The organism is Thioalkalivibrio sp. ARh3 (assembly GCF_000377265.1).
Lineage (GTDB): Bacteria > Pseudomonadota > Gammaproteobacteria > Ectothiorhodospirales > Ectothiorhodospiraceae > Thioalkalivibrio > Thioalkalivibrio thiocyanoxidans.
In genome coordinates, this window is record NZ_KB897954.1 from 23,322 (window position 1) to 49,837 (window position 26,516).

The following is a 26,516-nucleotide window of genomic DNA, read 5'->3' on the forward strand; positions in this document are numbered from 1 at the left end:
TCGGCGTATAAATTAGAAAACGCTAATATATGTCGACCCCACTTTATCTCGACCCAAGGGGCTCGATAGCACGCAAGGAACGAAGCCGATGACACTCAAGTGGATGCGCCCGGCCCTCTGGGGCCTGTTGTTGTTGCCCTTCTCCGCCCAGGCGGATTTCCCGTTCGAGACCGCGACCGCAGAGCGTCAGACGCTCGCGCAGGAGCGCATTCTGGATGGCCGAGTCGAGGCCGTGCAGCGTTCCACGATCTCGGCGCAGACCTCCGGCCGGGTGCGCGAGATCTACGTCGACGTAGACGACTTCGTCGAGGCGGACGAGCTGCTGTTGCGCATTAGCGATTCCGAGCAGCAGGCGCGTGTGAGCCAGGCCGAGGGCGATCTGGCCGAAGCCCGTGCCCGCTTTGGCGAGGCACGCTCCGAGTTCAACCGCATCCAGGACGTATTCGAGCGGGGTGTGGTATCGCGTTCGGAATTCGAGCGCGCGGAGGCCGAGCTGGAATCGGCCCGGGCGCGTTTGCGCTCGGCCGAGGCCCGCGTCGAGGAGGCCCGCGAGCAGCTTGGTTACACCGAAGTGTTCGCGCCGTTTTCCGGAATCGTTACCGAGCGCCACGTGGAGTTCGGGGAGTCGGTCAGCCCCGGCTCGCCGCTGCTCTCGGGGATTAGCCTGGACCGTCTGCGCGTGGAGGTGGATATCCCGCAGCGCCTGATCCACGCGGTGCGCGAGCGCCGCGAGGCCGAGGTGCTGCTGAATGACGACCAGCGGCTCGCGGCCGAGAGCCTGACTATCTTCCCCTATGCCGATCCGGCGAGTTCCACCTTCCGTATCCGCGTGAACCTGCCGGAGCAGGAGGACCTGGGTCTGTTCCCCGGCATGTTCGTGAAGACAGCGTTCTTCCTGGACGAGGTCGAGCGCCTGACCGTCCCGCGCGATGCCGTCGTCTATCGCAGCGAGGTCACCGCTGTGTACGTGATCGACGACGAGGACCGGGTGCGTTTCCGTCAGGTCCGTGTCGGGCGCACGCACGACGGGTACATCGAGATCCTTGGAGGCCTGAGCGAGGGCGAGCGCGTGGCGCTGGACCCGGTGCATGCGGCGATCTACCTGAAGGAGCATCAGCAGGTGGGCGCCGATGAGTGATGCCAGCACGGACGCGGCATCCGGCCGCATGGGGATCTCCGGGCGCATCGCCCAGGCCTTCCTGACGACCCAGATCACGCCTCTGCTGGCCCTGCTGGGCCTGCTGCTGGGCCTGTTCGCGATCCTCGTGACCCCGCGCGAGGAAGAGCCGCAGATCAACGTGACCATGGCCGATGTGTTCATCCCGTTCCCCGGGGCGAGCGCCGAGGAGGTCGCGCAACTGGTGGCGACACCGGCCGAGCAGGTGCTCTCGGAGATCGAGGGCATCGACGACATCTATTCGACCTCGCGCCCGAACATGGCGCAGGTCACCATCCAGTTCGAGGTCGGCGAGGACCGCACCGCGGCGCTCGTGCGCCTGTACAACCAGGTGTTCTCCAACCAGGACTGGCTGCCCGAGGGCCTGGGGGTTGGCGAGCCGATCATCAAGCCGATGGGTATCGACGACGTGCCGATCGTCAACGTGACGCTGTGGACCGAGGATGAGGCCCGCGGCGGTCATGACCTGCTGCGGGTGGCGCATGCGCTGGAATCCGAACTCAAGCGTGTCCCCGGCACCCGTGACATCTATACCGTCGGTGGTCCGGATCATGTGGTGCATGTGCGCTTCAAGCCAGAGACGCTGTCCGCCTACAACCTGTCGGTGGATGACCTGCGCGACAGCCTGCAGGCCTCGAACTTCTCGCGCGATGCCGGCCGGCTCTACCAGGACGACCAGGAGGTCCTGATCCAGGCCGGCGATTTCATCACCGAACCGGAGGCCTTTGCCGGCCTCGTGGTCGGCATGCACGACGACCGCCCGATCTACCTGTCCGATGTCGCCGAGGTGATCCAGGGCCCGGCGTATGCGACCGAGCATGTGCGCTTTGCCCATGGCGCAGCGGCCGGGGATCACGCGCGTGTCGGCGAGAGCCACCCGGCGGTTACCGTGGCGATCGCCAAGCAGCCGGGCACCAACGCCCCGGACATCGCCGATGCCCTGATCGAGCGGCTGGAGCAGCTGCGCGGCACCTATATCCCGGACGGTATCGAGACCACGATCACCCGCAACTACGGGGCGACCGCCGACGACAAGGCGAATACCCTGATTCAGAAGCTGATCCTCGCGACCGCCTCGGTGGTGATCCTGGTCTGGATCGCGCTGGGCTGGCGCGAGGCCTTCATCGTCGGCGTGGCGGTGGTGATTACGCTGGCGATCACGCTGTTTGCCTCCTGGGCCTACGGCTTCACGCTCAACCGCGTGTCGCTGTTCGCGCTGATCTTCTCCATCGGGATCCTCGTGGACGACGCGATCGTGGTGGTGGAGAACATCCATCGGCACATGGTCCAGGGCGGCAAGAAGTTCCTCGAGGCGATTCCCCTTGCGGTCGACGAGGTGGGCGGGCCGACGATCCTCGCGACCTTCACCGTGATCGCGGCGCTGCTGCCGATGGCCTTCGTCACCGGTCTGATGGGGCCGTACATGAGCCCGATCCCGATCAACGCCTCGATGGGGATGATCATCTCGCTGGCCGTGGCCTATGTGGTCACGCCGTGGCTAACCTACAAGGTCTTGCGGCGCCAGGCCGAGCAGCACGAACACGCGGCCCCGGCCGCCGGCGGCCACGCCCCGCAGGGCGAGAGCGCCTCCGCCGGGCTAATGAAGGTCTTCAACACCCTGCTGCTGCCGTTCCTGGGGACCGGCGGGCGCAAGAAGGCCAATCGTCTCGCGCTGTGGGTCGGCACCCTGGTGCTGATCCTGGGCTCCGTCTCGCTGGCGTACTTCCAGCTGGTGGTCATGAAGATGCTGCCCTTCGACGACAAGTCGGAGTTCCAGGTGGTGCTGGACATGCCGGAGGGGACCAGCCTGGAGCGCACCTCGATGGTGCTGTCCGAGATGGGCGACTACCTGAAGACCGTGCCCGAGGTCGACAACGTGCAGACCTACGCGGGCACGGCCGCACCGATCAACTTCAACGGCCTGGTGCGGCAGTACTACCTGCGCGAGGGTTCGCATGTCGGGGACATCCAGGTGAACCTGACCCATGAGTCCGAGCGTTCGCGCAAGAGCCACGACATTGCCCTCGGCGTACGTGAGGCGATCAACGCGATCGCCGACCGCCACGATGCGGCGGTGAAGGTGGTCGAGGTGCCGCCGGGGCCGCCGGTGATGTCGCCGATCGTGGCCGAGATCTACGGCCCGGACTATGCGGGCCAGATCGAGGTCGCCAAAAAGGTGCGCGAGGTATTCGAGAACACCGAGGGCATCACCGACATCGACGACTCGGTGGAATACCCGGGGCCGAAGAAGATCCTGCAGGTGGATCGCGAACGGGCCGCGCGCCTGGGCGTGTCGCAGCAGGCGGTGGTCAAGGCCATCGAGACCGCGTTGTCCGGCGAGGACGTGACCTACCTCTATGGCTCCAACGTGAAGTACGCGGTCCCCGTGCGGCTCGAGTTCGACCAGGCCGAAAAAGGCAGCCTGGACCCGGTGCTGGGGCTCAAGGTGCGCTCGCGCGACGGCACCCTGGTGCCGCTGTCCGAGGTGGTCAACGTGGTGGACTCGACCCTCGAGCACTCCATCCACCACAAGAACCTGCTGCCGGTGGTCTACGTGGTGGGCGACCTGGCCGGCGGGCTGGACAGCCCGCTGTACGGCATGTTCGACATGTTCTTCGGTCTGCGCGACACGCCGATGGCCTATGGCGAGCCGCTGGAGCAGCTGTTCATCAACCAGCCGGACAACCCGTACAACTTCTCGCTGAAGTGGGATGGCGAGTGGCAGGTGACCTACGAGACCTTCCGCGACATGGGCATCGCCTACTCGGTGGGCCTGATCCTGATCTACCTGCTGGTGGTCGCGCAGTTCCGCTCCTACATGGTGCCGCTGATCATCATGGCCCCGATCCCGCTGACGGTGATCGGGGTGATGCCGGGGCATGCGTTCATGGATGCGTTCTTCATGGATGCCAAGTTCACCGCGACCTCGATGATCGGGATGATCGCGCTGGCCGGGATCATCGTGCGCAACTCGATCCTGCTGGTGGACTTCATCAATGACGAGATTCGCCGTGGCGTGGAGGTGATCGACGCGGTGGTGCATGCCGGGGCGGTGCGTGCCAAGCCGATCATCCTGACCGGGCTGGCGGCGATGGTGGGCGCCGGGTTTATCCTCGATGACCCGATCTTCTCGGGCCTGGCGATCTCGCTGATCTTCGGCGTGTTCGTCTCCACGCTGCTGACGCTGGTGATCATCCCGGTGCTGTACTACCTGTACGTGCGCAACCGCACCGAGGTGATTCGTGCCCAGACGGCGTAAGGCCCCATCCGGCATTGCACCCGCGGGTGCAATGCCGGAGTCCGGGTCCGGCGTTTTCGCTGCCGGTGTGTGAGCCGCTACAATCCCGGCTCTGACCGAACCGGAGTTGCCCGATGGATGTCGAGATGGGAGAAGAGGGCCTGAATGTCCTCGGGATCAGCCGCGAGCAGTGTGCAACACTGGTCGAGGCGCTGAAGACCAGCGAGGACCAGCGCTTCATGGACGACCCGGAACTGCGCAAGCTGTTCAAGCTGCTGGCCGTGCTGCAGAGCGACCTGTGGGACGACATGACCGCCGGACAGTTCGACTTCGCCCCCTACAAGAAGCAGTAGCGACTCGCGCGCTGTTCCCTCAGGAGCCTGGAATGTCCGACAACGGATCCCACCGTCCCTCGAACTTCGTGATCGGCAATATCTTCCTCGGCGCGGCCGCGCTGATGCTGTTCTTCTTTGTCACCCTGTGGGAATACCTCGGGGTGATCGCGCTGGTGCTGTGGATGGCGCTGGCCGCGATCGGTGTCTACTTCATCGTCAAGGACAAGGACATCAATCCCGGCGGTCCGCCGAACTGACCGCGCTGCGCGGGAGACGCGTTACAGGAACAGGATGGCTACGATGGTCACGGCCGCGATCACCGCGACGGCGTCCGCCGTCAGCGCCGCGGCCAGGGTGTGGCGTACGCGCTTGACGCCGATCGCGCCGAAGTACACGGCGAGCACGTAGAAGGTCGTCTCGGTCGAGCCCTGCAGGGTGGAGACCAGGATGCCGACATGGGTGTCCGGGCCGGTGGCCGGGTCCTGCATGATGCCGGCCATGATGCCGTAGGCGCCGGAGCCGGACAGCGGACGCAGCAGGGCCATCGGCAGGGCCTCGGCCGGCAGGCCGAACGGGGTCGTCAGTGGCCCGACCAGCCCGACGAACATGCCTAGAGCGCCGCTCTCGCGCAGCATCCCCACCGCGACCAGGATCGCCACCAGATAGGGGATGATGCGCAGGGCCACGTTGAAGCCCTCCTTGGCCCCCTCGACGAAGACCTCGTAGACCGGCACCCCGCGGATCACCCCGTAGGACAGGAACCCCACTACCAGCCCGGGGATGATCCAGGGGGCGATTGCCTGGCCGTACACGATCGTCAGCGGGATGATCGCCAGCACCCCCAGCAGGACCAGGATCGAGACCCAGGCCGGGTAGCCCTCGGTGGGGACCTCGATGTTCATCGGCTGCTGATCGGGTTGGGCGCTGTCCTGCTCGCGATTCTCGGCCTTCGCCGGTTCGGTGCTGTCCTGGCTCGCTTCCCGGATCGTGTCTTCCAGTTCGTCGGAGCCGGCGGAGGCATCCGCGTCGATCGAGCGGGTGGGGGCCGGACTGCGGAAATAGCGCTGCAGGATCAGGGCACTGGTGATGCCGGCGATGGTCGCGAACAGGGTGGCGAACAGCGTGGTCGGCAGGATCGCCGCCGGGGCCTCGGAACCCAGCGAGGCACGCAGCGCGATCACCCCGGTGGGCAGCAGCGTAATGCTGGAGGTGTTGATCGCCAGGAACAGCGCCATCGCATTGGTCGCGGTGCCCGGGTGCGGGTTCAGCTTCTCCAGCTCCTGCATCGCGCGGATGCCGAACGGGGTCGCGGCGTTGCCCAGCCCCAGGATGTTGGCGGAGAAGTTCAGGATCATCGCGCCCATCGCCGGGTGCTCCGGCGGGACCGACGGGAACAGGCGGGTCATCAGCGGGCGCAGCAGGCGGGCGAGGACGGTCAGCAGGCCGCCGGCCTCGGCGATCTTCATCAGCCCGAGGAACAGCGCCATTACCCCGACTAGCCCGAGCGCCAGTTCGACTGCCGAGCCGGCGGCGTCGATCGCGCCCTCGGACAGGGCCTGCATTGGCTGTTCGTCGGGGTCGGTGGACTGGAACTCGCGGATCGCGGCCGTGGCCACGGCGATCACGATCAGCGCGAGAAAGATCAGATTCATGCGGCGCCCGCCCCTGGCCGCGCGCGCATCAGCGGTTCTCCCCGCGCGATACCCCGCGCAGCACGGCGTCCATCGCGCGCGCCGGCAGCAGCCACTTGAGGAAGGCGAACAGCTTGGTCGGGAAGGTGATGCGGTAGCGCACCCGCGGGCGGCGGGCCTCCAGGGCATGCATCACGCAGCGGGTGACGGCCTCCGGGCCGAGGGTGAACGGGGCATCGGACTCGGCATTGGCCATGCGCGCCTCGGCCGCGCGGTAGGTCTCGGCCCAGGGGCTGTGCTCGCGGTGGATGTGGCGGCGGAAGGCCTTCAGGGCGTTGGCGCGGAAGGCACTGCGGATCGGGCCGGGCTCGACCAGGCTCACATGGATGCCCGTGCCGTGCAGCTCCTGGCGCAGGGTGTCGCTCATGCCCTCGATCGCGAACTTGGACGTCACATAGGCCCCGCGCAGGCGCAGGGCGGCAAAGCCCAGCACCGAGGAGTTCTGGATGATGCGGCCCTCCCCGGCACGGCGCATCGCGGGCAGTACCGCATTGGTCAGCTCCAGCCAGCCGAGTAGGTTGGTCTCGAGCTGGGCGCGCAGGGTGGCGCGCGAGAGGTCCTCCACCGCGCCGGGCTGGCCATAGGCGCCGTTGTTGAACAGGCCGTAGAGATGGCCGTCGGTGCGGTGCAGGATCTCGGTGACCGCGCTGTGGATGCTGGCGGAGTCGTCCAGATCCAGCTGCAGGGCCTCGAAGCCCTCCTTCTTCAGGCGCGCAACATCCTCGCCGCGACGGGCGGTAGGGAACACGCGGTAGCCGCGTTCGCGCAGCGCACGGGCGGCGTGCAGCCCGATCCCGCTGGAGCAGCCGGTAATCAGGACGGCACGGGGCTGGGACTCGCTCACCGGTCGCGGCTCAGTAGGTCAGGGTGGCCACGTCGTCCTCGACCACCTCGCCGATAAAGGCGCCCCCGCCGCGCATGCCGTCCAGTTCGGGGATCGCGTTGTCCAGGGTCAGGCCGTTTTCGTCCATCGCGCCGGCGCAGGCGTAGAAGCGGCAGCCGGCCTCGTGGGCATCCTGCATGAAGCTGTAGACCGATTTCTCCTGCGCCTCGCCGGGGTAGATCTTGTCCGCCACGCCCTGGCGCAGCAGGCGCGTGGTGCCGGCGGCAAAGTACATCTCGACTTCCAGATCCATCGCGGCGGCGACGGTCGCCTGGAAGAACGGGGCCCCCAGCGTGCCGGGGCGGTCCAGGTCCAGGTTCAGCAGCATGATCACGATCTTTTCGGCCATGACGGGTCCTTGCGGGCAGTACGTTCGGGTATGGGGCGAATGATCGGCGCTGCGGCCTCGCGGCGCAAACACGGATTGCCACCGGGGAAAGCCTTTTATTCCCGTGAAACGCCCGCATAATACGCCTCGAACCGTTTTGTTGCGGCCGTTGTCGCGGACGCGAAGCCTGAGGAATAGACGCATGCCCATTTACGAGTATCAGTGCAAGGACTGTGGCGAGATTTCCGAGATCCTGCAGAAGATCTCCGATCCGCCGGCCACCACCTGTCCCGAATGTGGCGCCGAGGCCCTGACCAAGCAGGTCTCTGCCGCCGGCTTTCGTCTGGCGGGGGGCGGTTGGTACGAGACCGACTTCAAGAAGGACGGCAAGCGCAATCTGAAGGATGGCGGCGGGGCCGGCAAGGGTGATTCCGCGGCGTCCGGCAAGTCCGAAGCAACCCCCACAGCGGCGGCGACCGGCACCTGATCGATGCTGGTCTCCCTGCGCCGCTACCTGATTGCAGGGCTGCTGGTCTGGCTGCCGCTGATCGTCACCGGCTTCGTCATCAAGCTGCTGGTCGACCTGCTGGACTTCACCATCCTCCTCCTGCCGCCGGCCTGGCGGCCGGAGGCCTTGCTCGGCTTCTCGATCCCCGGTGCCGGGATCGTGGTCGCGATCGTGGTTGTGTTCGTCACCGGCGTGATCGTGGCCAATATTGTCGGGCGCAAGCTGGTCTCGGTGGGCGAATCCATCGTGCACCGCATCCCGCTGGTCAGCTCGATCTACGGGGCGGTGAAGAAGGTCACCGAGACGGTGCTGACCGATGGCGGCCAGGCCTTTCGCAAGGTCGTGATGATCGAGTACCCGCGTCGCGGGCTGTGGTCGGTCGGTTTCATGACCGGCGTTGGTTACGGCGAGGTGCAGGAGCGTACCGAGCGCGAGGTGATTACCGTGTTCGTCCCCACCACCCCCAACCCTACCTCCGGCTTTGTGCTGCTGGTTCCGCGCGAGGAGGCGGTCGAGCTCGAGATGACGGTGGAGGACGGGCTCAAGTTCGTGATGTCCATGGGGGTGGTCACGCCGCTGTCGAGCCCGTCCGAGGCGCCGGCTCCGGTTGCGCGAGAGCAGGGCAAATCGTAAGATTTCCGGCCTTTTCGCGGGCGCAGGCGCGACGTTTGCCCCGTTTTCCCGACTAACCGTGCAGGCCCTTGCGGGCGTGCCCTTCGGCTGGAACAGCGCAATGCGAACTCATCTGTGTGGACGTGTCACCGAGAACGAACTCGACTCGGAGGTGACCCTTTGCGGCTGGGTGAATCGCCGGCGTGACCATGGCGGCGTGATCTTCGTCGACCTGCGCGACCACACGGGGCGGGTGCAGGTCGTGTTCGACCCCGACCGCGAGGATGTGTTCGCGCGCGCCGAGCAGCTGCGCAGCGAGTTCGTGATCCGCATGACCGGCCGCGTGCGCCGCCGCCCCGAGGGCACCGAGAACCCCGACCTGTCCACCGGTGCGGTGGAGATCCTGGGTCTGGAGCTCGAGGTCCTGAATGCCGCCAAGACCCCGCCGTTCCCGCTGGACGACGAGGACGTCGGCGAGGACACCCGCCTGCGCTATCGCTACGTGGACCTGCGCCGCCCGGTGATGCAGGAGCGCCTGCGGCTGCGCGCGAAGGTCTCCGCGGCCATGCGCCGCTTCCTTGAGGAACGCGATTTCCTCGACCTCGAGACGCCGATGCTGACCAAGGCCACGCCGGAGGGCGCACGCGATTACCTGGTGCCCAGCCGCACGCATCCGGGCAGCTTCTTTGCCCTGCCGCAGTCGCCGCAGCTGTTCAAGCAGCTGCTGATGATGTCCGGCATGGACCGCTACTACCAGATCACCCGCTGCTTCCGTGACGAGGACCTGCGTGCCGATCGCCAGCCGGAGTTCACCCAGCTGGACATGGAGATGGCCTTCGTCGACGAGGCCGACGTGATGGACGTGACCGAGGGCCTGATCCGTCACCTGTTCCGCGAGGTGCAGGGCGTGGAGCTGCCCGATCCGTTCCCGCGCATGGCCTACGCCGAGGCGATGGCCCGCTTCGGCTCCGACAAGCCCGATCTGCGCATCCCGCTGGAGTTCACCGAGCTGACCGAGGTGATGCAGGCGGTGGAGTTCAAGGTCTTCAACGGCCCGGCGAACGACCCCGAGGGCCGCGTGGCCGCGCTGCGCGTGCCGGGCGGGGCGAAGCTCACGCGCAAGGAGATCGACGTCTACACCGAGTACGTCGGTCGCTACGGCGCGAAGGGCCTGGCCTATATCAAGGTCAACGACCCGGCGGATCTCGCGGGCGGGCTGCAGTCGCCGATCCTGAAGTTCCTGCCGGAGGACGTGACCCGGCAGATCCTGGACAAGACCGCGGCCGCCGCCGGCGACCTGATCTTCTTCGGCGCGGACAAGGCCTCCGTGGTCAACGAGGCGATCGGTGCGCTGCGCGTGAAGCTCGGCCACGACCTGGACATGGTCGAGGCGGGCTGGCAGCCGCTGTGGATCGTCGACTTCCCGATGTTCGAGTACGACGACGGGGACAAGCGTCTGTACGCCCTGCATCACCCGTTCACCGCCCCGGCGGTGGACCGCCCGGACGATCTGCGCAACAACCCGCGCGAGGCCCTGTCCCGCGCCTATGACATGGTCCTCAACGGCACCGAGGTCGGCGGTGGCTCCATCCGTATCCACAACCCCGAGATGCAGTGGGCCGCATTCGAGGCCCTGGGCATTGGCGAGGACGAGGCGCGCGAGAAGTTCGGCTTCCTGCTGGATGCGCTGGAATTCGGCGCCCCGCCGCATGGCGGCCTGGCCTTCGGTCTGGACCGTCTGGTGATGCTGATGAGCGGCGCACACTCCATCCGCGACGTGATGGCCTTCCCCAAGACCCAGACGGCGGCCTGCCTGCTCACCGATGCCCCGGCGCCGGTGGGCGAGAAACAGCTGCGCGAGCTGGGTATCCGTCTGCGCGCCAGTGCGGCCCAGCAGGCGGGGTAGGGCAGGCGCCGGTCGCTCGCCATGACCGGGATGCACGCCACTGTCGTCACAGTCCATGGCTGGCACATGCCGGGCCTGGAGATGGCCCTGCTGGAAAGGCGGCTCCGTGCGGCCGGCCTGAACGTCCATCGTTTTCATTACGCCTCGCGCCGGCAGACGCCGGAACAGGCCGCGCGCGCCCTGGCCGCGTTCCTCGAGGAAGTCCCCGGAGACCTGGTCCATCTGGTCGCCCACAGCCTCGGCGGCATCATCGTGCGTCATCTGTTTACCGTCGCCCCGGTCCAGCGGCCCGGCCGCATCGTGATGCTGGGCTCGCCGCTGGCCGGTAGCCGGGTGGCCGCGCGCCTGGCTCGGAACCGGCTCGGCCGCTGGTGGCTGGGGGCGGCGCTGGACCGGGGGCTGCTGGGCGGCAGCCCCGTCCTGCGCGGGCGCGAAATCGGGATGATTGCCGGCAGCCGTGCGCTTGGGCCGGCACCGCTGTTCGCGCACATGCCGCCCCCGCACGATGGTTTCGTTGCCGTCGACGAGACGCGCGGCCCGGACGTCACGCGCCACCTGACGCTGCCGATCTCGCATACGGGAATGCTGTTCGATACCACGGTGGCCCGCGAGACGTTGCACTTTCTCGACTGCGGCGACTTCCTTCCCTGAGCGAATCCGCTCAGCCTCTCCCTCGGTCAACGCCCCGTCGGGTCTCCAGCAGGCCTTCGATCTGACGCCGCCATTGCGGCTCCACCTGTTGGGTGTCGCAGTAGCCGACATCGGGCACGGGCGGGCGCTGGCCGGTCAGCCATGCGCCCAGGCGGGCAGCCAGCGCCCCGGTGTCACCGCAGGGGTAGCGGCAGCTGTCCGGGTACTGCTCCGGGTATACCAGGGCGTCGGGCACCAGCGGCAATACCCCGGCGCGGGTGGCCTCCAGCAGCGACAGACCCTGGAACTCGTGGCGGGCCGTGCTGACCACGATCCCCGCCCGGCAAAGCCAGTATTCGTATTCCTCGCGCGAGCATCGGGCATCCACTGCGATGCGGTCCGCCAGATGGGTGCGGAGTCGAGCGAGGGCATCCGGGACCCTGGCGGGCCGAGGGCCGAGCAGTGCCAGCCGGAAATCGACCCCCTCGCGGGCCAGTTGCAGCGCGGCCTCCGCGAAGTCTTCCGGGGCCTTGTCGTATTCCCAGCGGTGGTTCCACAGGATCAGGTTGGGATCGCGCTCCACGCGGCCCCGGGTCGCGATGGCCTTGATCGGCACGGGAAGGATCTCGCTGTGCCCGCCGAGCGTCGTGCGCAGTCCCGGGGGTACCTGGTCCGGCATGCGCGCGAGCAGGGCGTCGACGCCATCGAGGAAGGAATCACGGTTGTAGCAAGAGTTGAACGCGATGCGGTCGGCGGCGAGGGCGCCGTAGAGCTGTACCATCTGCGGGTCCACGGAGCGGGTCTGGCGCGGGCTTGTGGGGTAGGCGAACTGGTTCTCGTGGAAGTAGTACAGCGCGGGCGTTTGCGCGAGCGCCGGGTGCAGGCCGCGCAGTGTAGCGAGGTCGACCATCGAGGTCGCGATGATGGCATCGGGGCGGGCATGGCGGAGGGTCTCGAGCCAGGAGAGCGGGTTGCCCCGGATGCGCCAGCGAAAGTGGCGGCCGGGCAGCTCGAGGCGATCCCAGTCGAACGCGGGAAACTGCCGGGTCAGCCAGTCGGCCCAGGCGGCATGGCTGTCCGCGCGGTAGGCGGACAGCAGCAGGATGCGGGGTGCGGATCTCACACCTTACGGGGCGTGATCCGGCGGGAACTCCGGCGAGGGGCGGTGCAGGTGGTAGCCCTGGACCATGTCGACGCCCAGTTCGGCCAGCATCGCGAGGGTGGCGGCGTCCTCCACGCACTCGGCCACGGTCCATTTATCCAGGCCGCGACCGACATCGACCATCGCACGGATGAATGCCTGGTTGTCACGATTGTGCGGCAGATCGCGCACGAACATGCCGTCGATCTTGAGCACCTGGACGCCCAGGTACTTGAGGTAGGCAAAGGTGGAAAACCCGGAGCCAAAGTCATCCAGGCATACGAGGCAGCCGGTGTGCTGCAGGGCCTCGATAAAGCGCTGGGCATCCTGCATCTCGGATACCGCCGCCGTCTCGGTGAGTTCGATGATCAGGCGCTGTGGATCAACCTGCTGTTGGCTCAATTCGCGTTCGATGTACTGCGGCAGCCCAGGCTCGTCGAAGCTGCGCCCGGAGATGTTGATCGCGATTCCCGGGAGCTCGGGGTGGGCGGCCAGGCGCGCGATGCTTTCGCGGATCACCCAGCGGTCGATGTCCAGGATCTGCCCCGTCTTTTCGGCCACGGGTATGAACTGTCCCGGCATCACCACCTCGTCGGGTGCGAGCGGATCGCGCATGCGCACCAGGGCCTCCATGTGATTGAGTGCCCCGCTGTCCAGGTGGTAGATCCCCTGGAAGTGCAGTTCGAACTGCCCCTTCTCCAGGGCATTGTCGATGCGCTGGCTCCAGCTCATGCGTTCCAGCATGCGCTCGGCGGTGTTGCGGGTCGGATCGAATACGGCCCAGGTGTTCTTGCCCGCATCCTTGGCCTGATACATCGCGGCATCGGCATGTGCCACCAGGTCCTCGACATTGTCACCGTGCTCGGGATAGTAGGCGATCCCGATGCTCGCGGTCAGGCGGTAGTTCTGACCACGGAAACGGAACGGGATTGCGGAAATCGTGCGTGCCACGCGTTCGGCCAGTGCCTCCGGTTCGCGTTCGGATGCGTGGTCGATCAGGATGGCGAACTCGTCGCCGCCGAGGCGGGCCAGAATCTCCTCGCTGCGTACCAGGCTGGCAATCTCCCCGGCTGCACGTACGAGTACCGTGTCCCCCGCTCGGTGGCCGAAGGTGTCGTTGATGGTCTTGAACTCGTCCAGGTCGAAGTAGATCAGCGCGAGGTGGGTCCCGCGACGGCGGGCGGTCTGGATCGCCCGTTCCAGCTGACGCTGGAAACGGTGGCGGTTGTACAGGCCGGTCAGCGGGTCGTGCTCGGCCAGGTAGACCAGCTGCTGGGCCGTCTGGCGTTCGTGGGTGACGTCTTCGTACAGCCAGAGCCGGCCAATGGAACGCTCGTCGGTGTCGTGTACCGGATAGGACAGCTGGGTCAGTATGCGGCCGTCGTAGAGGTCCACTTCGAAACGTTCGCTGATCTCGTGGGTGTCGAGTACGTGCAGCACATGGCGCGAGGCGTGGTCGGGCCGGGCGAAGCGATGAGTGGAGTGCTCCAGCACGGCCCGCGAGGGTTGTCCGACGAGTTCGATCTCGTCGGAGATCGCCCACATGCGCCGAAAGGCCGGGTTTACGTACTCGATGCGCCCTTCGCGGTCCTCGAACAGGATGCCGATACTCATGGCCGAAAGCAGCGACGCCATGCGGCCTTGCTCGCGCCGCGTGAGTTCCAGCAGACGCGCCTGTTCGTCGCGCGAGGCCTCGAGGTCTGCCAGCGCCTCCAGCAGTGCGGCTTCGTTACGCTTGCGCTGGGTGATGTCGTGGACGATCGCGACATAGCGCGGACGCTCGCCCTTGGGCGCGACCAGCTGCAGCGAGATGTGCACGGGTACCTCGTGGCCGGCCGCATGCTGGTGCGTGGTCTCGAACAGCAGCTGGTCACGCTCGCCCCGGCGCAAGGGCTCCAGCAGGCTGCGAAAGCGGGTCTCCGGGAATTCCGGCTTGATGTCGTAGGGGTGCAGTTGCAGCAGTTCCTCGCGGCTGCGCCCGGTCTGGTCCATCGCACCCTGGTTTACATAGATGAACTGCAGGTTGTCCACATCGAACAGGAAGACGCCGTCCAGCGTCAGGTCCAGCGTGCTGCGGAAGGCCTCGAGCTCGTCGCTGCGGCGTTCGAGCTCGCGGGAGGTGGTGACCAGTTCGTTTGCGTCGAAGACATGGCCCTGCAGGTAGGCAAGGCGCCCGTGTGCATCGTAGATGCCGGCACCTCGCTCGAATACCCAGCGCACGGCCCCGTCTCGACTGACGGCGCGGTACTGGATCTGGTAGGTGCCGTCGCGTCCAAGCCCTTCCTGCACGCCCTGCCAGACGTGGTCGGTGTCTTCTGGGTGGACCCAGGCCGCGAAGGTGATGTCACCACGGTAGAAGTCGCGGGCGTCGTAACCGGTCAATTCGCGGACGCCGCCATCGACGAAGATCACGTCCCACTGCGGGTTGTTGCGGCAGCGATAGACGAAGCCATTGACCGTCTCCAGTACCCGCAGCAGGTCATCGCTGTGCTGCGCACCGATGCTGCGGGTCAGGCTGATCAGTGCCAGGGCAAAGAGCACCGCGGCTGCCGTACGAAGCACCTGGATGGGCACTCCGGTGGCGGACAGGAAATCCCCCTGGGCGGGCAGCCAGGCAGGGAGTCCAAAATCGACCTGTGCCGGGAAGGGCAGGAACGCAGCATAGGCGAGAAACGCGATGGCGGCGATGCCCAGCGCCGGGACATGCCGCTGCACCCCGGGTTGTGATCCCGGGTAGCGAAAGTGCAGCAGGAAGGCGAATCCCGCAAGGGCTGCTCCGGGGAACCCGATCAGATAGCGGGCGCCGTTGGCGAGTGCCAGCGCCGGTTCACTGGCGGCCAGGAACACCGCGCCCAGACCGACGGCTACGGGTCCGTATACGGCCCAGCCCGGTAGATGCAGGTTGGGGCGGACATCCAGCAGTGCGCGGCGGCCGAACTCCAGCAGGGGCAGATAGGAGATGGCCAGCCAGGCTGCCATGAACCAGCGATCGGCGAGAATGCCGTATGCATGGTGCAGCCCGATGGCATTGAGGAAGCCGTAGGCCCCGTGCAGCAGGCCGAAGGGCACCAGCCATCCGGCATGAGCGGTGAAGGGCAGAAAGCTTTCGCGGCGCGGCAGCATCAGCGCCACGATGCCGAGGGTGAAAAAGGCGAGCCCGTTGAGTGCGTACAGCAGCGTTAGCTGGGTGGTGTCCAGAGCCATTGGCTAGCGAGAGGCCCTGATTGCAGTGGTGTCTGGAACGACCGGTGCGGTTGATAGCCGACGGGGATTGGACACGCAGAAGTCCTTGTACGGGCGGTTCATCGTCCGATAACGTCCAGCCAGGGGAGAAGTTGAGTAATTCCGGCCCAAGACTGGCCTGTTTGTGACCCGGTGCGCAAGTTTTGTGGGCCAGCCGGGGTGCCAGAAGCGTGAACACCGCCCGAAGGCGGTGTTCACAAACGCCGTCAGGCGGTGTGGTGATCAGCCACCACGGACATGGGCATCGCACCAGCCCTCGGCGTTGACCAGGACGTCCTGGAATGCCTGATGGTGGCAGCCGCCCCAGCCGTTCTCTTCTTCACCCGCCCAGAACGCGCAGTTTTCGCAGATCGCTCCGTCTTCGTAGGCGTCGTGGTCGGCCGCGTCGGCGGCATCGTTCACGTAGTCGTGCGCGTGGCCATCCTCGGCCTTCGGTTTGGCATAGGCGACGCCGAAGGTGGTCAAACTGGCGAGCGGGATGGCTGCCACGGCCACGGAAGCGCGGCGGAGAAAGGCTCGACGATTCGCGTTCGGTTGATCGGACATGGAGTGACCTCCGTAAAACATTTGAATTGAGTCTGAAACCGATCCGGGGTACGCGGAATACCAGCGGATCTGTCCGTTTGAGTGCGGGACTGCACGGGTGTTCCCGGACAAATGGGCCCCGGTTCGACTCCGCCCCGGAAGATGCATCGGCGTCACGAAAAATTCCATCGTGGGCGGAATCCGCCGCCCAGGGTTCCGCGAAGGTTCCCGACTATGGATGGATGATCTAGGATTCAAGTCGTGCCGTCGGGTGGTGGCGATCCGAGGATCGAGCCCGCCCGAAGGGAATCCTGGATGGAAAGACGCGGAGGTGGGCTATGTTGAAGAGTCGTTCGTTCTGGGTGGTGCTTGCGGCAGGTGCCGTTGCACTGGGCACCACCGGTGTGGCGCAGGCACAGGAACGGGGTGCGCAGCCAAGCCTGGCGGTGATGGCTGGCTCGGTCTCGCCCGACCCCTCCGGGACCAGCTCGGACTGGGGCTATGGCGTCGAGTTCGGGCACAACTGCCGACTGCTGCAGCCGCAGGTCGGGGTGCTTCGGCATAACCTCAGCGTCAGCCGCTACAGCGAGGATCCGCTGCGCATGACCAGCGCCGAGCTCAACAGCCACTGGATGTTCGATGCGACATCGAACCTGCAGATCGGTTTTGGTCCCGGGATCGGCTACGTACGCGCCAAGCTGGGCGACGAAACCAACGGCGTCTGGGCGGCGCAGCTGGGGGCCAGTCTGAAGTACAACATGGATAACCGCATGTTCCTCGGCCTGGAGGCACGCCATCAGTTCACCGAAAGCGATCGCTTTCGCAATGGTCGCGAGGATGTCGACAACTTCCGGGTGATGGCCAAGGTGGGCGTCAACTTCTAGGGAGACGCCCGCTTCGGCGCTCTAGGGAGACGCTGATTTAATCGCGCGTCCGCGCTCGAGTCGCTTTTGCGTGGGAACAAGGCGCGGTGGCTGCCGTGCAGTCACCCTCTACAAGGGAACTGCAGCCGCGCGCGTTGGCCCGTTGCCATCAGGTGTGGGCGTGCGAGCCTCTTGCGCAAGAAGCTGGGGGGTGCCCCTGCCATCGATCCTGCGTCGGGCGGCCGGTAGAACCACGATCCGCTGCGCGACCCGCCCGGTCCTGGAACGTGTACATTGACCGGCGTCTCCACAGAGAGAGGCTGGCCTCCCGGCATCGATATCGTATGGACGATTCACAAGACGTGCAGGCCCCGCAAAGCGGGCCCACCGCGTGGCACGCCCTGGATCCCGATGCGGCCCTGCGCGAGCGCGACAGCTCCCGTGAGGGGCTCTCCAGTGACGTGGCCCGCGAGCGGCTGGAGCGCTATGGCAAGAACCAGCTGCGTCCGCCGGAGCAGGCAGGGCTGGTCCGGCGCTTTTTCCGTCACTTCCACAACATCCTGATCTACATCCTGCTGGCCGCCGCGGCCGGGACGGCACTGCTCGGCCACTGGGTCGATACCGGCGTGATCCTGGCCGTAGTGCTGATCAACACCCTGATCGGCTTTGTCCAGGAGGGCAAGGCGGAGAAGGCGCTGGATGCGATCCGCAAGATGCTTTCACCGCGCGCGCTGGCGCTGCGCGATGGCCATCGACGCGAGGTCCCGGCCGAGGAGCTGGTCCCGGGCGATGTCGTGTACCTGCAGGCGGGCGACCGTGTGCCGGCGGACCTGCGCCTGCTGGAGGCCAAGAATCTGCGCATCGAGGAGGCGGTGCTGACCGGGGAATCGGTCGCAGTGGACAAGACCCCCGATGCGACCGAACGCGAGGCGGACCTGGGGGACCGTACCTGCATGGCCTTCTCGGGCACGCTGGTTGCCTTCGGGCGCGGGCACGGGGTGGTGGTGGCCACCGGAGAGTTCACCGAGATCGGTCGTATCTCGTCGATGCTGGGCGAGGTCGAGAGCCTGCAGACTCCGCTGGTACGGCAGATGGAGCAGTTCGGGCGCTGGCTGGCGGCGGTCGTCGTGGTGATCTCCGCGGCGACCTTTGCCTTCGGCTACTGGGTGCGCAGCTACCCGCTGGACGAGATGTTCCTGGCGGCGGCCAGTCTGGCGGTCTCCTCCATTCCCGAGGGGCTGCCGGCGATCATGACCATCGCGCTGGCCATCGGTGTACAGAAAATGGCGCGGCGCAATGCCATTATCCGCCGTCTGCCCGCAGTGGAGACGCTGGGTTCGGTTTCCGCGATCTGCTCCGACAAGACCGGCACGCTGACACGCAACGAGATGACGGTGCAGACCGTGTGCACGGCGGACGCGGAGTATCAGGTCTCCGGGGTGGGGTATGTCCCGCAGGGCTGTTTCTCCCTGGATCAGCAGGAGGTGGAGGCCGACGAACAGCCGGTGCTGCAGGAGGTGTTGCGCGCGGGCCTTCTGTGCAACGACGCGCAGGTCTTCGAGCGCGAGGGCGAGTGGGTGATGGAGGGCGACCCGACCGAGGGGGCGCTGGTGGTGGCCGCGCGCAAGGGGGGACTCGATCCGCATCTGGAGTCGGAGCGGTTGCCGCGTACCGACGTGATCCCGTTCGAGTCCGATCACCGCTACATGGCGACCCTGCATCATGACCACGAGGGGCATGCATGGATTTATCTGAAAGGGGCCCCGGAACGCGTGCTGGAGCTATGCGATCGGATCCGTACGCGCAAGGGGATTGGTGACCTCGACCGCGATGCCTGGTACCAGGCAATGGAGGGCATTGCGGCTCGGGGGCAGCGGCTGCTGGCCATTGCGACCCGCCATGTTGAGCCCGGTCAGCGCGAGCTCCATTTCGAACACGTCGACGAGGGCGGGTTTGCCCTGCTCGCCCTGGTGGGGATTATCGACCCGCCGCGGGACGAGGCGATTCAGGCAGTGGCCGAATGCCGCGAGGCCGGCATCCGCGTGAAGATGATCACCGGCGATCATCTGGCGACCGCGCGCGCTATTGGCGAGCAGCTGGGGCTGGGACACGATGCCGAGGCGCATGCGGGGCACGAGCTGGATGACGTGGACGACGACCGCCTGGCGCAGATGGCCGAGGCCACCGACGTGTTCGCGCGTACCTCGCCCGAGCACAAGTTGCGGCTGGTGCGGGCCCTGCAGGGTCGCGGCCGGATCGTCGCCATGACCGGGGACGGGGTCAACGACGCCCCGGCGCTCAAGCGGGCCGATGTTGGCGTCGCGATGGGTGGCAAGGGGACCGAAGCCGCCAAGGAGGCCTCGGAGATGGTGCTGGCGGACGACAATTTCGCCTCGATTGCCCATGCGGTCGAGGAAGGGCGCACCGTCTACGACAACATCCGCAAGGCCATCCTGCACATGCTGCCGACCAACGCCGGGCAGTCGCTGACCATCATGATGGCGATCCTGATGGGGCTGGCCCTGCCGCTGACGCCGGTGCAGGTGCTGTGGGTGAACATGGTGACCTCGGTGACCCTGGCCATGGCCCTGGCTTTCGAACGGCCCGAGCCGGGGGTGATGCAGCGCCCGCCCCGAGACCCCGATACGCCGCTCTTGTCCGGTTTTCTGCTGTGGCGCATCCCGTTTGTTGCGGTCCTGCTGTGGCTCGGGACCTTCGGGCATTTCGTCTACATGGAGACGGTGGTCGGCGTAGACGAGGAGCTGGCGCGTACCATTGCGATCAATACCCTGGTGGCCGGGCAGGCCTTTTACCTCCTGAATCTGCGCCTGATCCACCAGCCGGTGCTGCCGGGGCTCGAGCTGTTGCGCTCGCACAGCATGTGGATCGCGATCGGGGTCCTGGTCCTGCTCCAGCTGGCCTTTACCTACGTCCCGGTGATGCATGCCCTGTTCGGCACGACCACCATCGATCTGGCCGACTGGCTGCGAATCCTGGCCTTTGGCCTCGCAGTGTTCGTGATCGTGGAGCTGGAGAAACTGGTTGTGCGTCAGGTGCTGGCCCGCCGTCGGGGGGTCGCCCCGACGGCGGTGTAGCGCCGGTCTGGGCCCGTCGATAACCTCAGGTGGTAGCCAGTGGGAGCTGGTCGGCCGCCAGGAGCGCGTCGGCCTTTGCGGCAGGGACGGGGCGGGAGTAATAGTACCCTTGGGCACGCGCGCATCCGAGCGCCCGCAAGGTAGCCGCATGGGTATTGCTCTCGACCCCTTCGGCCACCGCCTCCAGGCCGAGATTGCGCGCCATGTTGATCACGGTTTGCACGAGGCGCTGGCTGTATTCGTCGCGGTCCAGCCCGGCCACGAAGGCACGATCGATCTTCAGGATGTCCAGTGGCAGGCGGTGAAGATAGCTGAGCGACGAATAGCCAGTCCCGAAATCGTCCATGGCGAGGCTGACGCCCAGGGCCTTCAGGCCTTTCAGGGTTGCGATGAGTTCGTCGAGGTTGCCCAGGGTCGCGGTCTCGGTGATTTCCAGGCGCAGTTGCTCCGGTGGCGTATCCGTTCCGCGCAGAATCATCGCGACCTCGTCCACCAGCTCGGGGCGGGTGAGCTGGCGCGCCGAGAGGTTGGTGCTGATCGTGAGCGGCGGACCGCTGCGTTGCGCATTCCAGGTCTGTAGCTGGGCGCAGGCCGCGTACAGCACCTGCATGTCGATCAGATGGACCAGCCCGGCATCCTCCGCGATCGGGATGAAGCGGTCCGGGAACAGGAGTTCGCCGTCTCGCTGCCAGCGCACCAGGGCCTCGAACCCGGTAATGCGGTTGTTCGCCAGGGACATGATCGGCTGGTAGTGCACGACAAAGGCGTTGCGTTCCACCGATTCGCGCAGAAGGGTTTCCAGGCGCAGGCTCTCCAGGGCCTCGGTTTGCATGCCGGGGTCGCAGAATTCGCAACGGGCCTTGCCGAGCGACTTGGCACGGTACATGGCCATGTCCGCCTCGCGCATCAGGTCCTCGGCGCGGGTCGGGCCTTCCCCATCCGTTCCGGCGACCGGGCACGCGCGGCCGTAGGGGCGCGTTGCGATACCGATGCTGACCGTCACATAGACCGTCTGGCCGGCCACCGAAAAAGGTTCGTGCAGTACCGCCTGCAGGCGCTCGGCGACGCGCAGCGCATCCACCGGATCGTGCAGCCCCTCCAGCAGGATGGTGAACTCGTCGCCGCCCAGACGTGCCAGGGTGTCGTCGGGCCGGGTGTTGTGGTCGCTGCCGGGACGCGAGACGGTGTCGTTCTGGCGCAGGGCTGTCAGCAGGCGCTGCCCCACCTGGGTCAGCAGTTCGTCGCCGGCCGTGTGCCCGAGGCTGTCGTTAACGAGTTTGAAGCGGTCGAGGTCGACGAACAGTACAGCAAACAGGGATTCCGGCTCCCGCGTGTAACGGGCGATGGTGTGCTCCAGACGATCGTGGAACAGCCGCCGGTTGGGCAGTCCTGTCAGCGGGTCATGCGAGGCATGGTGGATCAGCCGCTCGGCGTGGCGGTTGCGCTCGACGACCCGGCCCAGCTGCACACCGGTCTGAGCCAGCAGGGCCAGCACCTCCGGCTGTTCGGGCTCGGTCTCGGCGGCGAAGAACTCCAGCACACAGGCGATCTCGTGTCCGATCAGGACCGGAAAGGCGAAGCCGGAGCGCAGGCCGCTCAGGGCCGCCGCCGCGTGCCGGCGGAAATCGGGGTCGCGTTCCAGGTTCTCGACCCAGACCGGGGCACGCTGTTCGAGGACCCGTCCGGGCAGGCCCTGTCCAGGCGCGAAGTTCGTCTCCTCCGTGCATTCGCGGAAAGCCTCGACGGGGTCGGGCGTGTGCAGGTGCCAGATGCCGGTAGGGCTGAGTTCCAGTTCGCCGTTCGCGGCCTTGCGCGCGAGGTAGGCATGGCCCACCGGCCAGTCGAGGAATTGGCCGATTGCGGACAACGCCGTACGCAGGACTTCGGCGATGGAGTCGGACTGATTGGCGGCGGACGCAATGGTGTTGAGCAGCTCGATCTGCTGCTGCTTCGCATAGAGGTCCTGCAGGCGGGTCTCCGCCAGCGATTCGGCCCGTCGACGGGCCTCGCGCTCCTCCCGGACCAGGTCTTCCAGACGTAACCGCTCATCCTCCTGGATTACGTCGCTACGGCGGCGATTCATGGGCGGTTTCCGTGTTCGCGGCGGCCACTGGCTGCATCGTGCATGGGCGTCCCTGGTGTTTCCATACCCTGGGTGTGAACGCGGCGGATCATAACCCTTTCCGGGCGTTACATCTCGGGAGACGCCTTGGCGCAAGCCGCTATTCCCCTGCCTGGAGGTGGCTATGGCCCTCGCGAGCCGCAGTTGGGTGCGGGCAATCCCTGCCAGACAACCCTTCAGGGATGTTCGTGTCCCGTGGAATGACTGCGCGGATCCGACTCGTGGGTGATCCAGGGTTCGCCCATTTCTTCCTCCCAGGCCTCCTGGGTCGGGTGGTTGCGGTCGTACTGGGTCCACGCCTCAAAGATCTCGTCGGGCCACTGCGCTTGCAGGTAGGCGATGATGGCCTCCACGTCGTCGTAGGAGAGCGTGTCTTCGAAGCTGGGCATGGCCCCGCCCCGCGGTTCGGCGCCGTAGCGGATCATGTCCCGGAGTTGCCAGTAGGGGTGGTGCCAGGTATGGGCGCTGCCGTCCAGGGGCGGGGGCGGGAGGTAGCCGTCTTCGTCGCGGTGGCGCCAGTTCTCCGCCCCCTCGCGATTCTCGCCGTGGCAGACCGCGCAGTGCTGCATGTACAGCCGTTCACCGAATTGCAGGGTTTCTTCGTCCCAGTCCTGCTTATGGTGTTCTGGGGTGGTGTCTAGGCCTGGCAGACCGTCGCACCCGACCAGGGCCGCGCTGGCGAACAGCGCGGCCAGGGAAGGGAGGAGCGAGGGTAGCCGGCGTCCGTGTCGGCTTGGGCTCATTCGCCCTCCAGTGCCGGATCGTCGGTGTCGGCCGGTTCTTGCGGGGCCTCCACAGCGTCCGGGTCGTCCTGTTCGGCTGGCGCGCGTTCGCCGCGGAAGGCGTCGCGTACCGAATCCCAGGCCTGGCGTGAACCGTCGCGTACGCCGCCCCAGGCATCGCGGGCCCCTTCGCGCACTCCCTCCCATGCACCGGCGGAGCGATCGCGGGTCTCGGCGGACCATTCGGCCAGGTTGTCGCGTTCGCGTACCAGGGCGTCATAGGCCTGTTCGCGGCGCTCGCGGGTGGCATCGCTCAGATCGTCCCAGCCCTCGCGGGTGCGTTCGCGCAGGGTCGTAAGCTGCTGGTCCATTGTGTCCAGGGTTTCGCGGGAGCGCGAGCGGGCCGCTTCGCGGTCCTGTTCGGCATCGGCCTGAATCTCTTCGCGTGTCTGCGCCCAGTCTTCGCGCAGCTCCTCCATTTCGGTCGCGGTTTCGTCCTCGGCGGCCTGCTCCTCGGCCAGCACGAGTGGTGCGCTGAGCGCCAGTGCGGCAGCGGCCACCAGGGCGAGTCCTGTTGTGCGGATGTGGTCCATCATCGTATCCCCCGTGGGAATGGGCTTGTGGTCATGTGATGATAGGACGTTTGCGCCGTGCAATTTGTTGCAATCGGCGATGGATTTGCGACCGGAGGCACGCGATGGGCGACAAACGGGTTATCGGGGCGGTGCTGGTAATGGGCCTGCTGGCGGGGTGTGCGCCATTTCCCTCGGAGCAGAAGGGCGCGACCGACGTGTTCCAGCCGCAGCCGACCGAACGCAAGCCACTCGAGATCCCGGAACTCGAACCGGCCGCGACGCCGGGGGCGGCGGTGATGGACTGGGTGGATGCCAGCGGCTGGCGCGAGGGTCTGGGCACGGACTATTCCAGCCTCGAAATCCGCTACGAGCGGCGGGAGCGGGCCGAGGTCTTCGTCAAGAACCTGCGCGACGATGCCGTGCGCGATCACGAATACCGGCTGACCCTCCGTGAACGCGAGGACGGCTGGGCGGTGACCGGGGTGGAGCGGCGCGTGATCTGCCGCCGAGGACTGTCCGGCGACGGGCTTTGCCGCTGATCTGTCGTTTCGCGACCGGTCGCTAGCGGCGGCGCGCCAGGGACAGGCCGTCACCAATCGGTACCAGCGAGAGGTCGATGCGCTCGTCGCGATGCAGCGCCTGATTGAAGTCGCGGATGGCCCGGGTGTCTTCGTCATCGCAGTCCCGGTCGGCCACCTGGCCATGCCAGAGCGTGTTGTCCACCATGATCAGTCCGCCCGGGCGGACCAGTCGCAGGCAGGCCTCGAAATACGCCGGATAACCGGTCTTGTCCGCGTCGATGAATGCAAGATCGAAGCGCTCGCTCTGCCCTTCGGCCTCCAGTTGCTGCAGGCTTGCGCGTGCATCGCCCAGGCGCAGGTCCATGCGCGCGTCCAGGCCGGCCCGGTCCCAGTAACGCCGGGCGATCGCGGTCCAGGCCTCGCTGTTGTCCAGGCAGACGACCTCGCCGCCTTCGAGAAGGGCCTGCCCTACGGCCAGTGCGCTGTAGCCGGTAAAGGTGCCGACTTCCAGATAGCGCCGGGCCCCGATCAGACGCGCCAGCAGGGCCATGAACTGCCCCTGTTCGGGGGCGATCTGCATGTTGTGCTCTGGCATCCCCGCGGTTTCCGCACGCAGCTCCGCGAGCAGGCTGGACTCGCGCAGCGAGCGGTCCAGCACATAGGCCTGGAGGCGGTCATCGAGTCCGATCGAACGGTTGGACATCACGGTTCCTTATCAATGGCCAGCGTAGTGGATGCAGGGCGAGCACCATCAGCACGACCAGTGCGGCCCACTCGACAGCGGGCGGGATCCATTCGGTGGCCTGTCCCGGGGTGATCCCGGGGCTCAGCCCGGTCGCGCTCAGCCCGGCATCCAGTATCAGACCCAGCGCGATGGTGCTGGCGCCAATGCCCAGTAAGTAAAGACTCAGCGCAGCGTTGCCCAGTTCCCGCCGGAACACGCCCAGGGTCGCCAGGCTGGTGATCGGGGCGGCCAGCAGGAATACCAGCACGGCGCCAGGAGAAACCCCGGCCGCCAGCAGGGCGACCGCGATGGGGGTGGCCGCGGTCGCACACAGGTACATCGGGATGCCGATCACGGCGAGCAGCAGCATGGCCGGCAGCCCGCTGCCATATTCCGCCAGTGCGGCCGGTGGCACCAGGGCCAGCAACGCCCCGGCAACGAACAGTCCGATCACCAGCCAGAGACGGATGTCATCCAGCACGTCGCCAAACGCGTAGCGCTGGCCCTCCAGCAGGCGCGTCCATGGGCCCGGCGCCGTGGCGGATGCTGCGCCCCCTTCGTCGCAGGAAGCCGCGGTGCAGCCGTCTTGTGGGGTCCGCGTATCGTCCGCATGCGCCGCGGGAGCGTGCGTGCGCCCGACCAGCAGGCCCGTGGCGATGGCCGTCACCACGGCGCCGGCGACCCGGGCGACGGTCATCAGGGGGCCGAGCAGGGCATAGCTGATCGCCACCGAGTCGACGCCCACGCCCGGGGTACCGATTAGGAACGCCGTGGTCGGGCCCCGTCCGGCGCCGCCCCGGTGCAGTGCCAGGGCGGTCGGGATCGCCCCGCAGGAGCAAAGCGGCAAGGGTGCCCCGGCAATGGCGGCGCGGGCGGTCGGTGCCAGACCCGTGCCGCCCAGCCAGCGCTGCAGCGCCGCCCCTGGCAGGAAGGCCTTGACCAGTCCGGCCGCGGCCAGGCCCAGCAGCAGCCACGGGGCGGCCGTCAGGGCGAGTTCCAGCGTAGCGCTCAGGATCGCGGCGATCATTGGTCGATCGTCGCCTCGGGCCGTCGCCGCTGCAAGAGTCCGCGAGGGCAGCGACGGATGGTGGTTAACGAGACAGGGGTCGGCAGAGTCCGCTGTGCCCGGCTACACTGCGCCACGGAATCATCCGAAACGGACAAGGAGCGGAATATGGAAGGGTATGCACTGGCCACCGTGGTGCACGTGCTGGCGGTCGTGATCTGGGTTGGCGGGATGTTCTTCGCCTGGATGTTCCTGCGGCCGACGGCCGCGCGGCAGCTCGACGACATGGCGCGGCTGCGCCTGTGGGAAGAGGTGTTTCAGCGCTTCTTCCCCTGGGTGTGGGCGGCGGTCGTGGCGCTGCTGATCACCGGCTTCCACATGATCTTCCTGGTGTTTGGCGGCATGGACAGCGTGCATCCCAGTGTGCACACGATGCTGGCGCTGGGCCTCATCATGATGGCGATCTTCGCCCATGTGGTATTCGCCCCGTACCGCCGTATGCGCCAGGCGATCGCGGCCAGTGAAACCGCGGAGGGCCTGCGCCGTCTGGGCCAGATCCGCCGGCTGGTGGGTATCAACACCCTGATCGGGCTGGTCACCATCATCGTGGCCTCCGGTGGTCCGCTGATGCCGCAATAAGGCCTGCGCCGGGCAGCCGGCCGGAGGCGCAG

23 protein-coding genes are annotated in these 26,516 nt (G+C 66.9%); 12 read left to right on the plus strand and 11 right to left on the minus strand.

The window, feature by feature from the left end; all coding sequences use genetic code 11:
• Positions 1 to 88: 88 nt before the first annotated feature.
• The 4 genes from C995_RS0112670 to C995_RS0112685 all read left to right on the plus strand — a co-directional run bounded on the left by C995_RS0112670 (position 89) and on the right by C995_RS0112685 (position 5,007).
• Positions 89 to 1,138, plus strand: a complete 1,050-nt coding sequence (locus C995_RS0112670; RefSeq protein ID WP_018865296.1) for an efflux RND transporter periplasmic adaptor subunit — start codon at positions 89 to 91, stop codon at positions 1,136 to 1,138.
• Positions 1,131 to 4,436 carry an efflux RND transporter permease subunit gene (locus C995_RS0112675; protein ID WP_018865297.1) on the plus strand — a complete coding sequence of 1,102 codons (3,306 nt, stop codon included), beginning with the start codon at positions 1,131 to 1,133 and terminating at the stop codon, positions 4,434 to 4,436. Before C995_RS0112670 ends, C995_RS0112675 begins: the two co-directional genes overlap by 8 nt.
• A 113-nt stretch (positions 4,437 to 4,549) precedes the next feature.
• Positions 4,550 to 4,768: a hypothetical protein gene (locus C995_RS0112680; RefSeq protein WP_018865298.1), complete on the plus strand. Its 219-nt coding sequence runs from the start codon at positions 4,550 to 4,552 to the stop codon at positions 4,766 to 4,768.
• A gap of 32 nt (positions 4,769 to 4,800) precedes the next feature.
• Complete coding sequence (locus tag C995_RS0112685; RefSeq protein ID WP_018865299.1) at positions 4,801 to 5,007, plus strand: hypothetical protein; 207 nt, start codon at positions 4,801 to 4,803, stop codon at positions 5,005 to 5,007.
• Between the two features lie 21 nt (positions 5,008 to 5,028).
• On the opposite strand, the gene C995_RS0112690 is transcribed toward C995_RS0112685, so the two are convergent.
• The 3 genes from C995_RS0112690 to C995_RS0112700 are packed head-to-tail and all read right to left on the minus strand — an operon-like array spanning position 5,029 to position 7,673.
• Complete coding sequence (locus tag C995_RS0112690; protein ID WP_018865300.1) at positions 5,029 to 6,402, minus strand: nucleoside recognition domain-containing protein; 1,374 nt, start codon at positions 6,400 to 6,402, stop codon at positions 5,029 to 5,031.
• A 28-nt stretch (positions 6,403 to 6,430) separates the two neighbouring features.
• A complete protein-coding gene (locus tag C995_RS0112695; RefSeq protein WP_018865301.1) occupies positions 6,431 to 7,285 on the minus strand; it encodes an SDR family oxidoreductase in 855 nt (284 codons plus the stop codon).
• 10 nt (positions 7,286 to 7,295) lie between these two features.
• Positions 7,296 to 7,673: a DsrE family protein gene (locus tag C995_RS0112700; protein ID WP_018865302.1), complete on the minus strand. Its 378-nt coding sequence runs from the start codon at positions 7,671 to 7,673 to the stop codon at positions 7,296 to 7,298.
• Positions 7,674 to 7,854: 181 nt separating this feature from the next.
• On the opposite strand from C995_RS0112700, the gene C995_RS0112705 reads away from it, so the two are divergent.
• The 4 genes from C995_RS0112705 to C995_RS0112720 all read left to right on the plus strand — a co-directional run bounded on the left by C995_RS0112705 (position 7,855) and on the right by C995_RS0112720 (position 11,329).
• Positions 7,855 to 8,139, plus strand: coding sequence for an FmdB family zinc ribbon protein (locus C995_RS0112705; RefSeq protein WP_018865303.1), 285 nt, complete (start codon positions 7,855 to 7,857; stop codon positions 8,137 to 8,139).
• 3 nt (positions 8,140 to 8,142) lie between these two features.
• Entirely contained in the window at positions 8,143 to 8,793 is a 651-nt protein-coding gene (locus tag C995_RS0112710) for a DUF502 domain-containing protein (protein ID WP_018865304.1), read from the plus strand.
• A gap of 100 nt (positions 8,794 to 8,893) precedes the next feature.
• Entirely contained in the window at positions 8,894 to 10,678 is a 1,785-nt protein-coding gene (gene aspS, locus C995_RS0112715) for an aspartate--tRNA ligase (protein WP_018865305.1), read from the plus strand.
• A gap of 21 nt (positions 10,679 to 10,699) precedes the next feature.
• Positions 10,700 to 11,329, plus strand: coding sequence for a triacylglycerol lipase (locus C995_RS0112720; protein ID WP_026279114.1), 630 nt, complete (start codon positions 10,700 to 10,702; stop codon positions 11,327 to 11,329).
• A gap of 10 nt (positions 11,330 to 11,339) precedes the next feature.
• Here C995_RS0112720 and C995_RS0112725 read toward each other — a convergent pair whose 3' ends face one another.
• The 3 genes from C995_RS0112725 to C995_RS0112735 all read right to left on the minus strand — a co-directional run bounded on the left by C995_RS0112725 (position 11,340) and on the right by C995_RS0112735 (position 16,238).
• Positions 11,340 to 12,431 (minus strand): DUF3524 domain-containing protein, encoded by a 1,092-nt coding sequence (locus C995_RS0112725; RefSeq protein ID WP_018865307.1) that lies wholly within the window; start codon positions 12,429 to 12,431, stop codon positions 11,340 to 11,342.
• A gap of 3 nt (positions 12,432 to 12,434) precedes the next feature.
• Positions 12,435 to 15,653: an EAL domain-containing protein gene (locus tag C995_RS0112730; protein ID WP_018865308.1), complete on the minus strand. Its 3,219-nt coding sequence runs from the start codon at positions 15,651 to 15,653 to the stop codon at positions 12,435 to 12,437.
• A gap of 261 nt (positions 15,654 to 15,914) precedes the next feature.
• Positions 15,915 to 16,238 (minus strand): high-potential iron-sulfur protein, encoded by a 324-nt coding sequence (locus C995_RS0112735; protein WP_018865309.1) that lies wholly within the window; start codon positions 16,236 to 16,238, stop codon positions 15,915 to 15,917.
• A gap of 317 nt (positions 16,239 to 16,555) precedes the next feature.
• On the opposite strand from C995_RS0112735, the gene C995_RS0112740 reads away from it, so the two are divergent.
• Both C995_RS0112740 and C995_RS0112745 read left to right on the plus strand, forming a co-directional pair.
• Entirely contained in the window at positions 16,556 to 17,101 is a 546-nt protein-coding gene (locus C995_RS0112740) for an outer membrane beta-barrel protein (protein WP_018865310.1), read from the plus strand.
• Positions 17,102 to 17,424: 323 nt separating this feature from the next.
• Positions 17,425 to 20,175, plus strand: coding sequence for a cation-transporting P-type ATPase (locus C995_RS0112745; RefSeq protein WP_018865311.1), 2,751 nt, complete (start codon positions 17,425 to 17,427; stop codon positions 20,173 to 20,175).
• Between the two features lie 25 nt (positions 20,176 to 20,200).
• Here C995_RS0112745 and C995_RS0112750 read toward each other — a convergent pair whose 3' ends face one another.
• The 3 genes from C995_RS0112750 to C995_RS0112760 form a co-directional block, all read right to left on the minus strand.
• Positions 20,201 to 22,258 carry a bifunctional diguanylate cyclase/phosphodiesterase gene (locus C995_RS0112750; RefSeq protein WP_018865312.1) on the minus strand — a complete coding sequence of 686 codons (2,058 nt, stop codon included), beginning with the start codon at positions 22,256 to 22,258 and terminating at the stop codon, positions 20,201 to 20,203.
• Between the two features lie 215 nt (positions 22,259 to 22,473).
• On the minus strand, positions 22,474 to 23,040 hold the full coding sequence (locus C995_RS0112755) for a cytochrome c (protein ID WP_018865313.1): 567 nt from the start codon (positions 23,038 to 23,040) through the stop codon (positions 22,474 to 22,476).
• Positions 23,037 to 23,615 carry a hypothetical protein gene (locus C995_RS0112760; RefSeq protein ID WP_019623688.1) on the minus strand — a complete coding sequence of 193 codons (579 nt, stop codon included), beginning with the start codon at positions 23,613 to 23,615 and terminating at the stop codon, positions 23,037 to 23,039. Before C995_RS0112760 ends, C995_RS0112755 begins: the two co-directional genes overlap by 4 nt.
• Positions 23,616 to 23,716: 101 nt before the next feature.
• Here C995_RS0112760 and C995_RS13650 point away from each other — a divergent pair, with 101 nt between their 5' ends.
• Positions 23,717 to 24,133, plus strand: coding sequence for a hypothetical protein (locus C995_RS13650; RefSeq protein ID WP_018865315.1), 417 nt, complete (start codon positions 23,717 to 23,719; stop codon positions 24,131 to 24,133).
• A gap of 22 nt (positions 24,134 to 24,155) precedes the next feature.
• On the opposite strand, the gene C995_RS0112770 is transcribed toward C995_RS13650, so the two are convergent.
• Together C995_RS0112770 and C995_RS0112775 are read right to left on the minus strand one after the other, a co-directional pair.
• Positions 24,156 to 24,818, minus strand: coding sequence for an O-methyltransferase (locus C995_RS0112770; RefSeq protein ID WP_018865316.1), 663 nt, complete (start codon positions 24,816 to 24,818; stop codon positions 24,156 to 24,158).
• Entirely contained in the window at positions 24,790 to 25,866 is a 1,077-nt protein-coding gene (locus C995_RS0112775; RefSeq protein WP_018865317.1) for an SO_0444 family Cu/Zn efflux transporter, read from the minus strand. Before C995_RS0112775 ends, C995_RS0112770 begins: the two co-directional genes overlap by 29 nt.
• A 147-nt stretch (positions 25,867 to 26,013) precedes the next feature.
• On the opposite strand from C995_RS0112775, the gene C995_RS0112780 reads away from it, so the two are divergent.
• Positions 26,014 to 26,484 (plus strand): CopD family protein, encoded by a 471-nt coding sequence (locus tag C995_RS0112780; protein ID WP_018865318.1) that lies wholly within the window; start codon positions 26,014 to 26,016, stop codon positions 26,482 to 26,484.
• Positions 26,485 to 26,516 lie beyond the last annotated feature (32 nt).

Bases quoted from the DNA above. Each gene is read 5' to 3' on its own strand.
- C995_RS0112735 (WP_018865309.1), bottom strand. From the start codon at position 16,238: ATGTCCGATCAACCGAACGCGAATCGTCGAGCCTTTCTCCGCCGCGCT.
- C995_RS0112675 (WP_018865297.1), top strand. From the start codon at position 1,131: ATGAGTGATGCCAGCACGGACGCGGCATCCGGCCGCATGGGGATCTCC.
- aspS (WP_018865305.1), top strand. From the start codon at position 8,894: ATGCGAACTCATCTGTGTGGACGTGTCACCGAGAACGAACTCGACTCG.
- C995_RS0112740 (WP_018865310.1), top strand. From the start codon at position 16,556: ATGTTGAAGAGTCGTTCGTTCTGGGTGGTGCTTGCGGCAGGTGCCGTT.
- C995_RS13650 (WP_018865315.1), top strand. From the start codon at position 23,717: ATGGGCGACAAACGGGTTATCGGGGCGGTGCTGGTAATGGGCCTGCTG.
- C995_RS0112770 (WP_018865316.1), bottom strand. From the start codon at position 24,818: ATGTCCAACCGTTCGATCGGACTCGATGACCGCCTCCAGGCCTATGTG.
- C995_RS0112755 (WP_018865313.1), bottom strand. From the start codon at position 23,040: ATGAGCCCAAGCCGACACGGACGCCGGCTACCCTCGCTCCTCCCTTCC.
- C995_RS0112730 (WP_018865308.1), bottom strand. From the start codon at position 15,653: ATGGCTCTGGACACCACCCAGCTAACGCTGCTGTACGCACTCAACGGG.
- C995_RS0112680 (WP_018865298.1), top strand. From the start codon at position 4,550: ATGGATGTCGAGATGGGAGAAGAGGGCCTGAATGTCCTCGGGATCAGC.
- C995_RS0112700 (WP_018865302.1), bottom strand. From the start codon at position 7,673: ATGGCCGAAAAGATCGTGATCATGCTGCTGAACCTGGACCTGGACCGC.
- C995_RS0112705 (WP_018865303.1), top strand. From the start codon at position 7,855: ATGCCCATTTACGAGTATCAGTGCAAGGACTGTGGCGAGATTTCCGAG.
- C995_RS0112690 (WP_018865300.1), bottom strand. From the start codon at position 6,402: ATGAATCTGATCTTTCTCGCGCTGATCGTGATCGCCGTGGCCACGGCC.
- C995_RS0112750 (WP_018865312.1), bottom strand. From the start codon at position 22,258: ATGAATCGCCGCCGTAGCGACGTAATCCAGGAGGATGAGCGGTTACGT.
- C995_RS0112670 (WP_018865296.1), top strand. From the start codon at position 89: ATGACACTCAAGTGGATGCGCCCGGCCCTCTGGGGCCTGTTGTTGTTG.
- C995_RS0112710 (WP_018865304.1), top strand. From the start codon at position 8,143: ATGCTGGTCTCCCTGCGCCGCTACCTGATTGCAGGGCTGCTGGTCTGG.
- C995_RS0112760 (WP_019623688.1), bottom strand. From the start codon at position 23,615: ATGATGGACCACATCCGCACAACAGGACTCGCCCTGGTGGCCGCTGCC.
- C995_RS0112720 (WP_026279114.1), top strand. From the start codon at position 10,700: ATGACCGGGATGCACGCCACTGTCGTCACAGTCCATGGCTGGCACATG.
- C995_RS0112780 (WP_018865318.1), top strand. From the start codon at position 26,014: ATGGAAGGGTATGCACTGGCCACCGTGGTGCACGTGCTGGCGGTCGTG.
- C995_RS0112775 (WP_018865317.1), bottom strand. From the start codon at position 25,866: ATGATCGCCGCGATCCTGAGCGCTACGCTGGAACTCGCCCTGACGGCC.
- C995_RS0112685 (WP_018865299.1), top strand. From the start codon at position 4,801: ATGTCCGACAACGGATCCCACCGTCCCTCGAACTTCGTGATCGGCAAT.
- C995_RS0112745 (WP_018865311.1), top strand. From the start codon at position 17,425: ATGGACGATTCACAAGACGTGCAGGCCCCGCAAAGCGGGCCCACCGCG.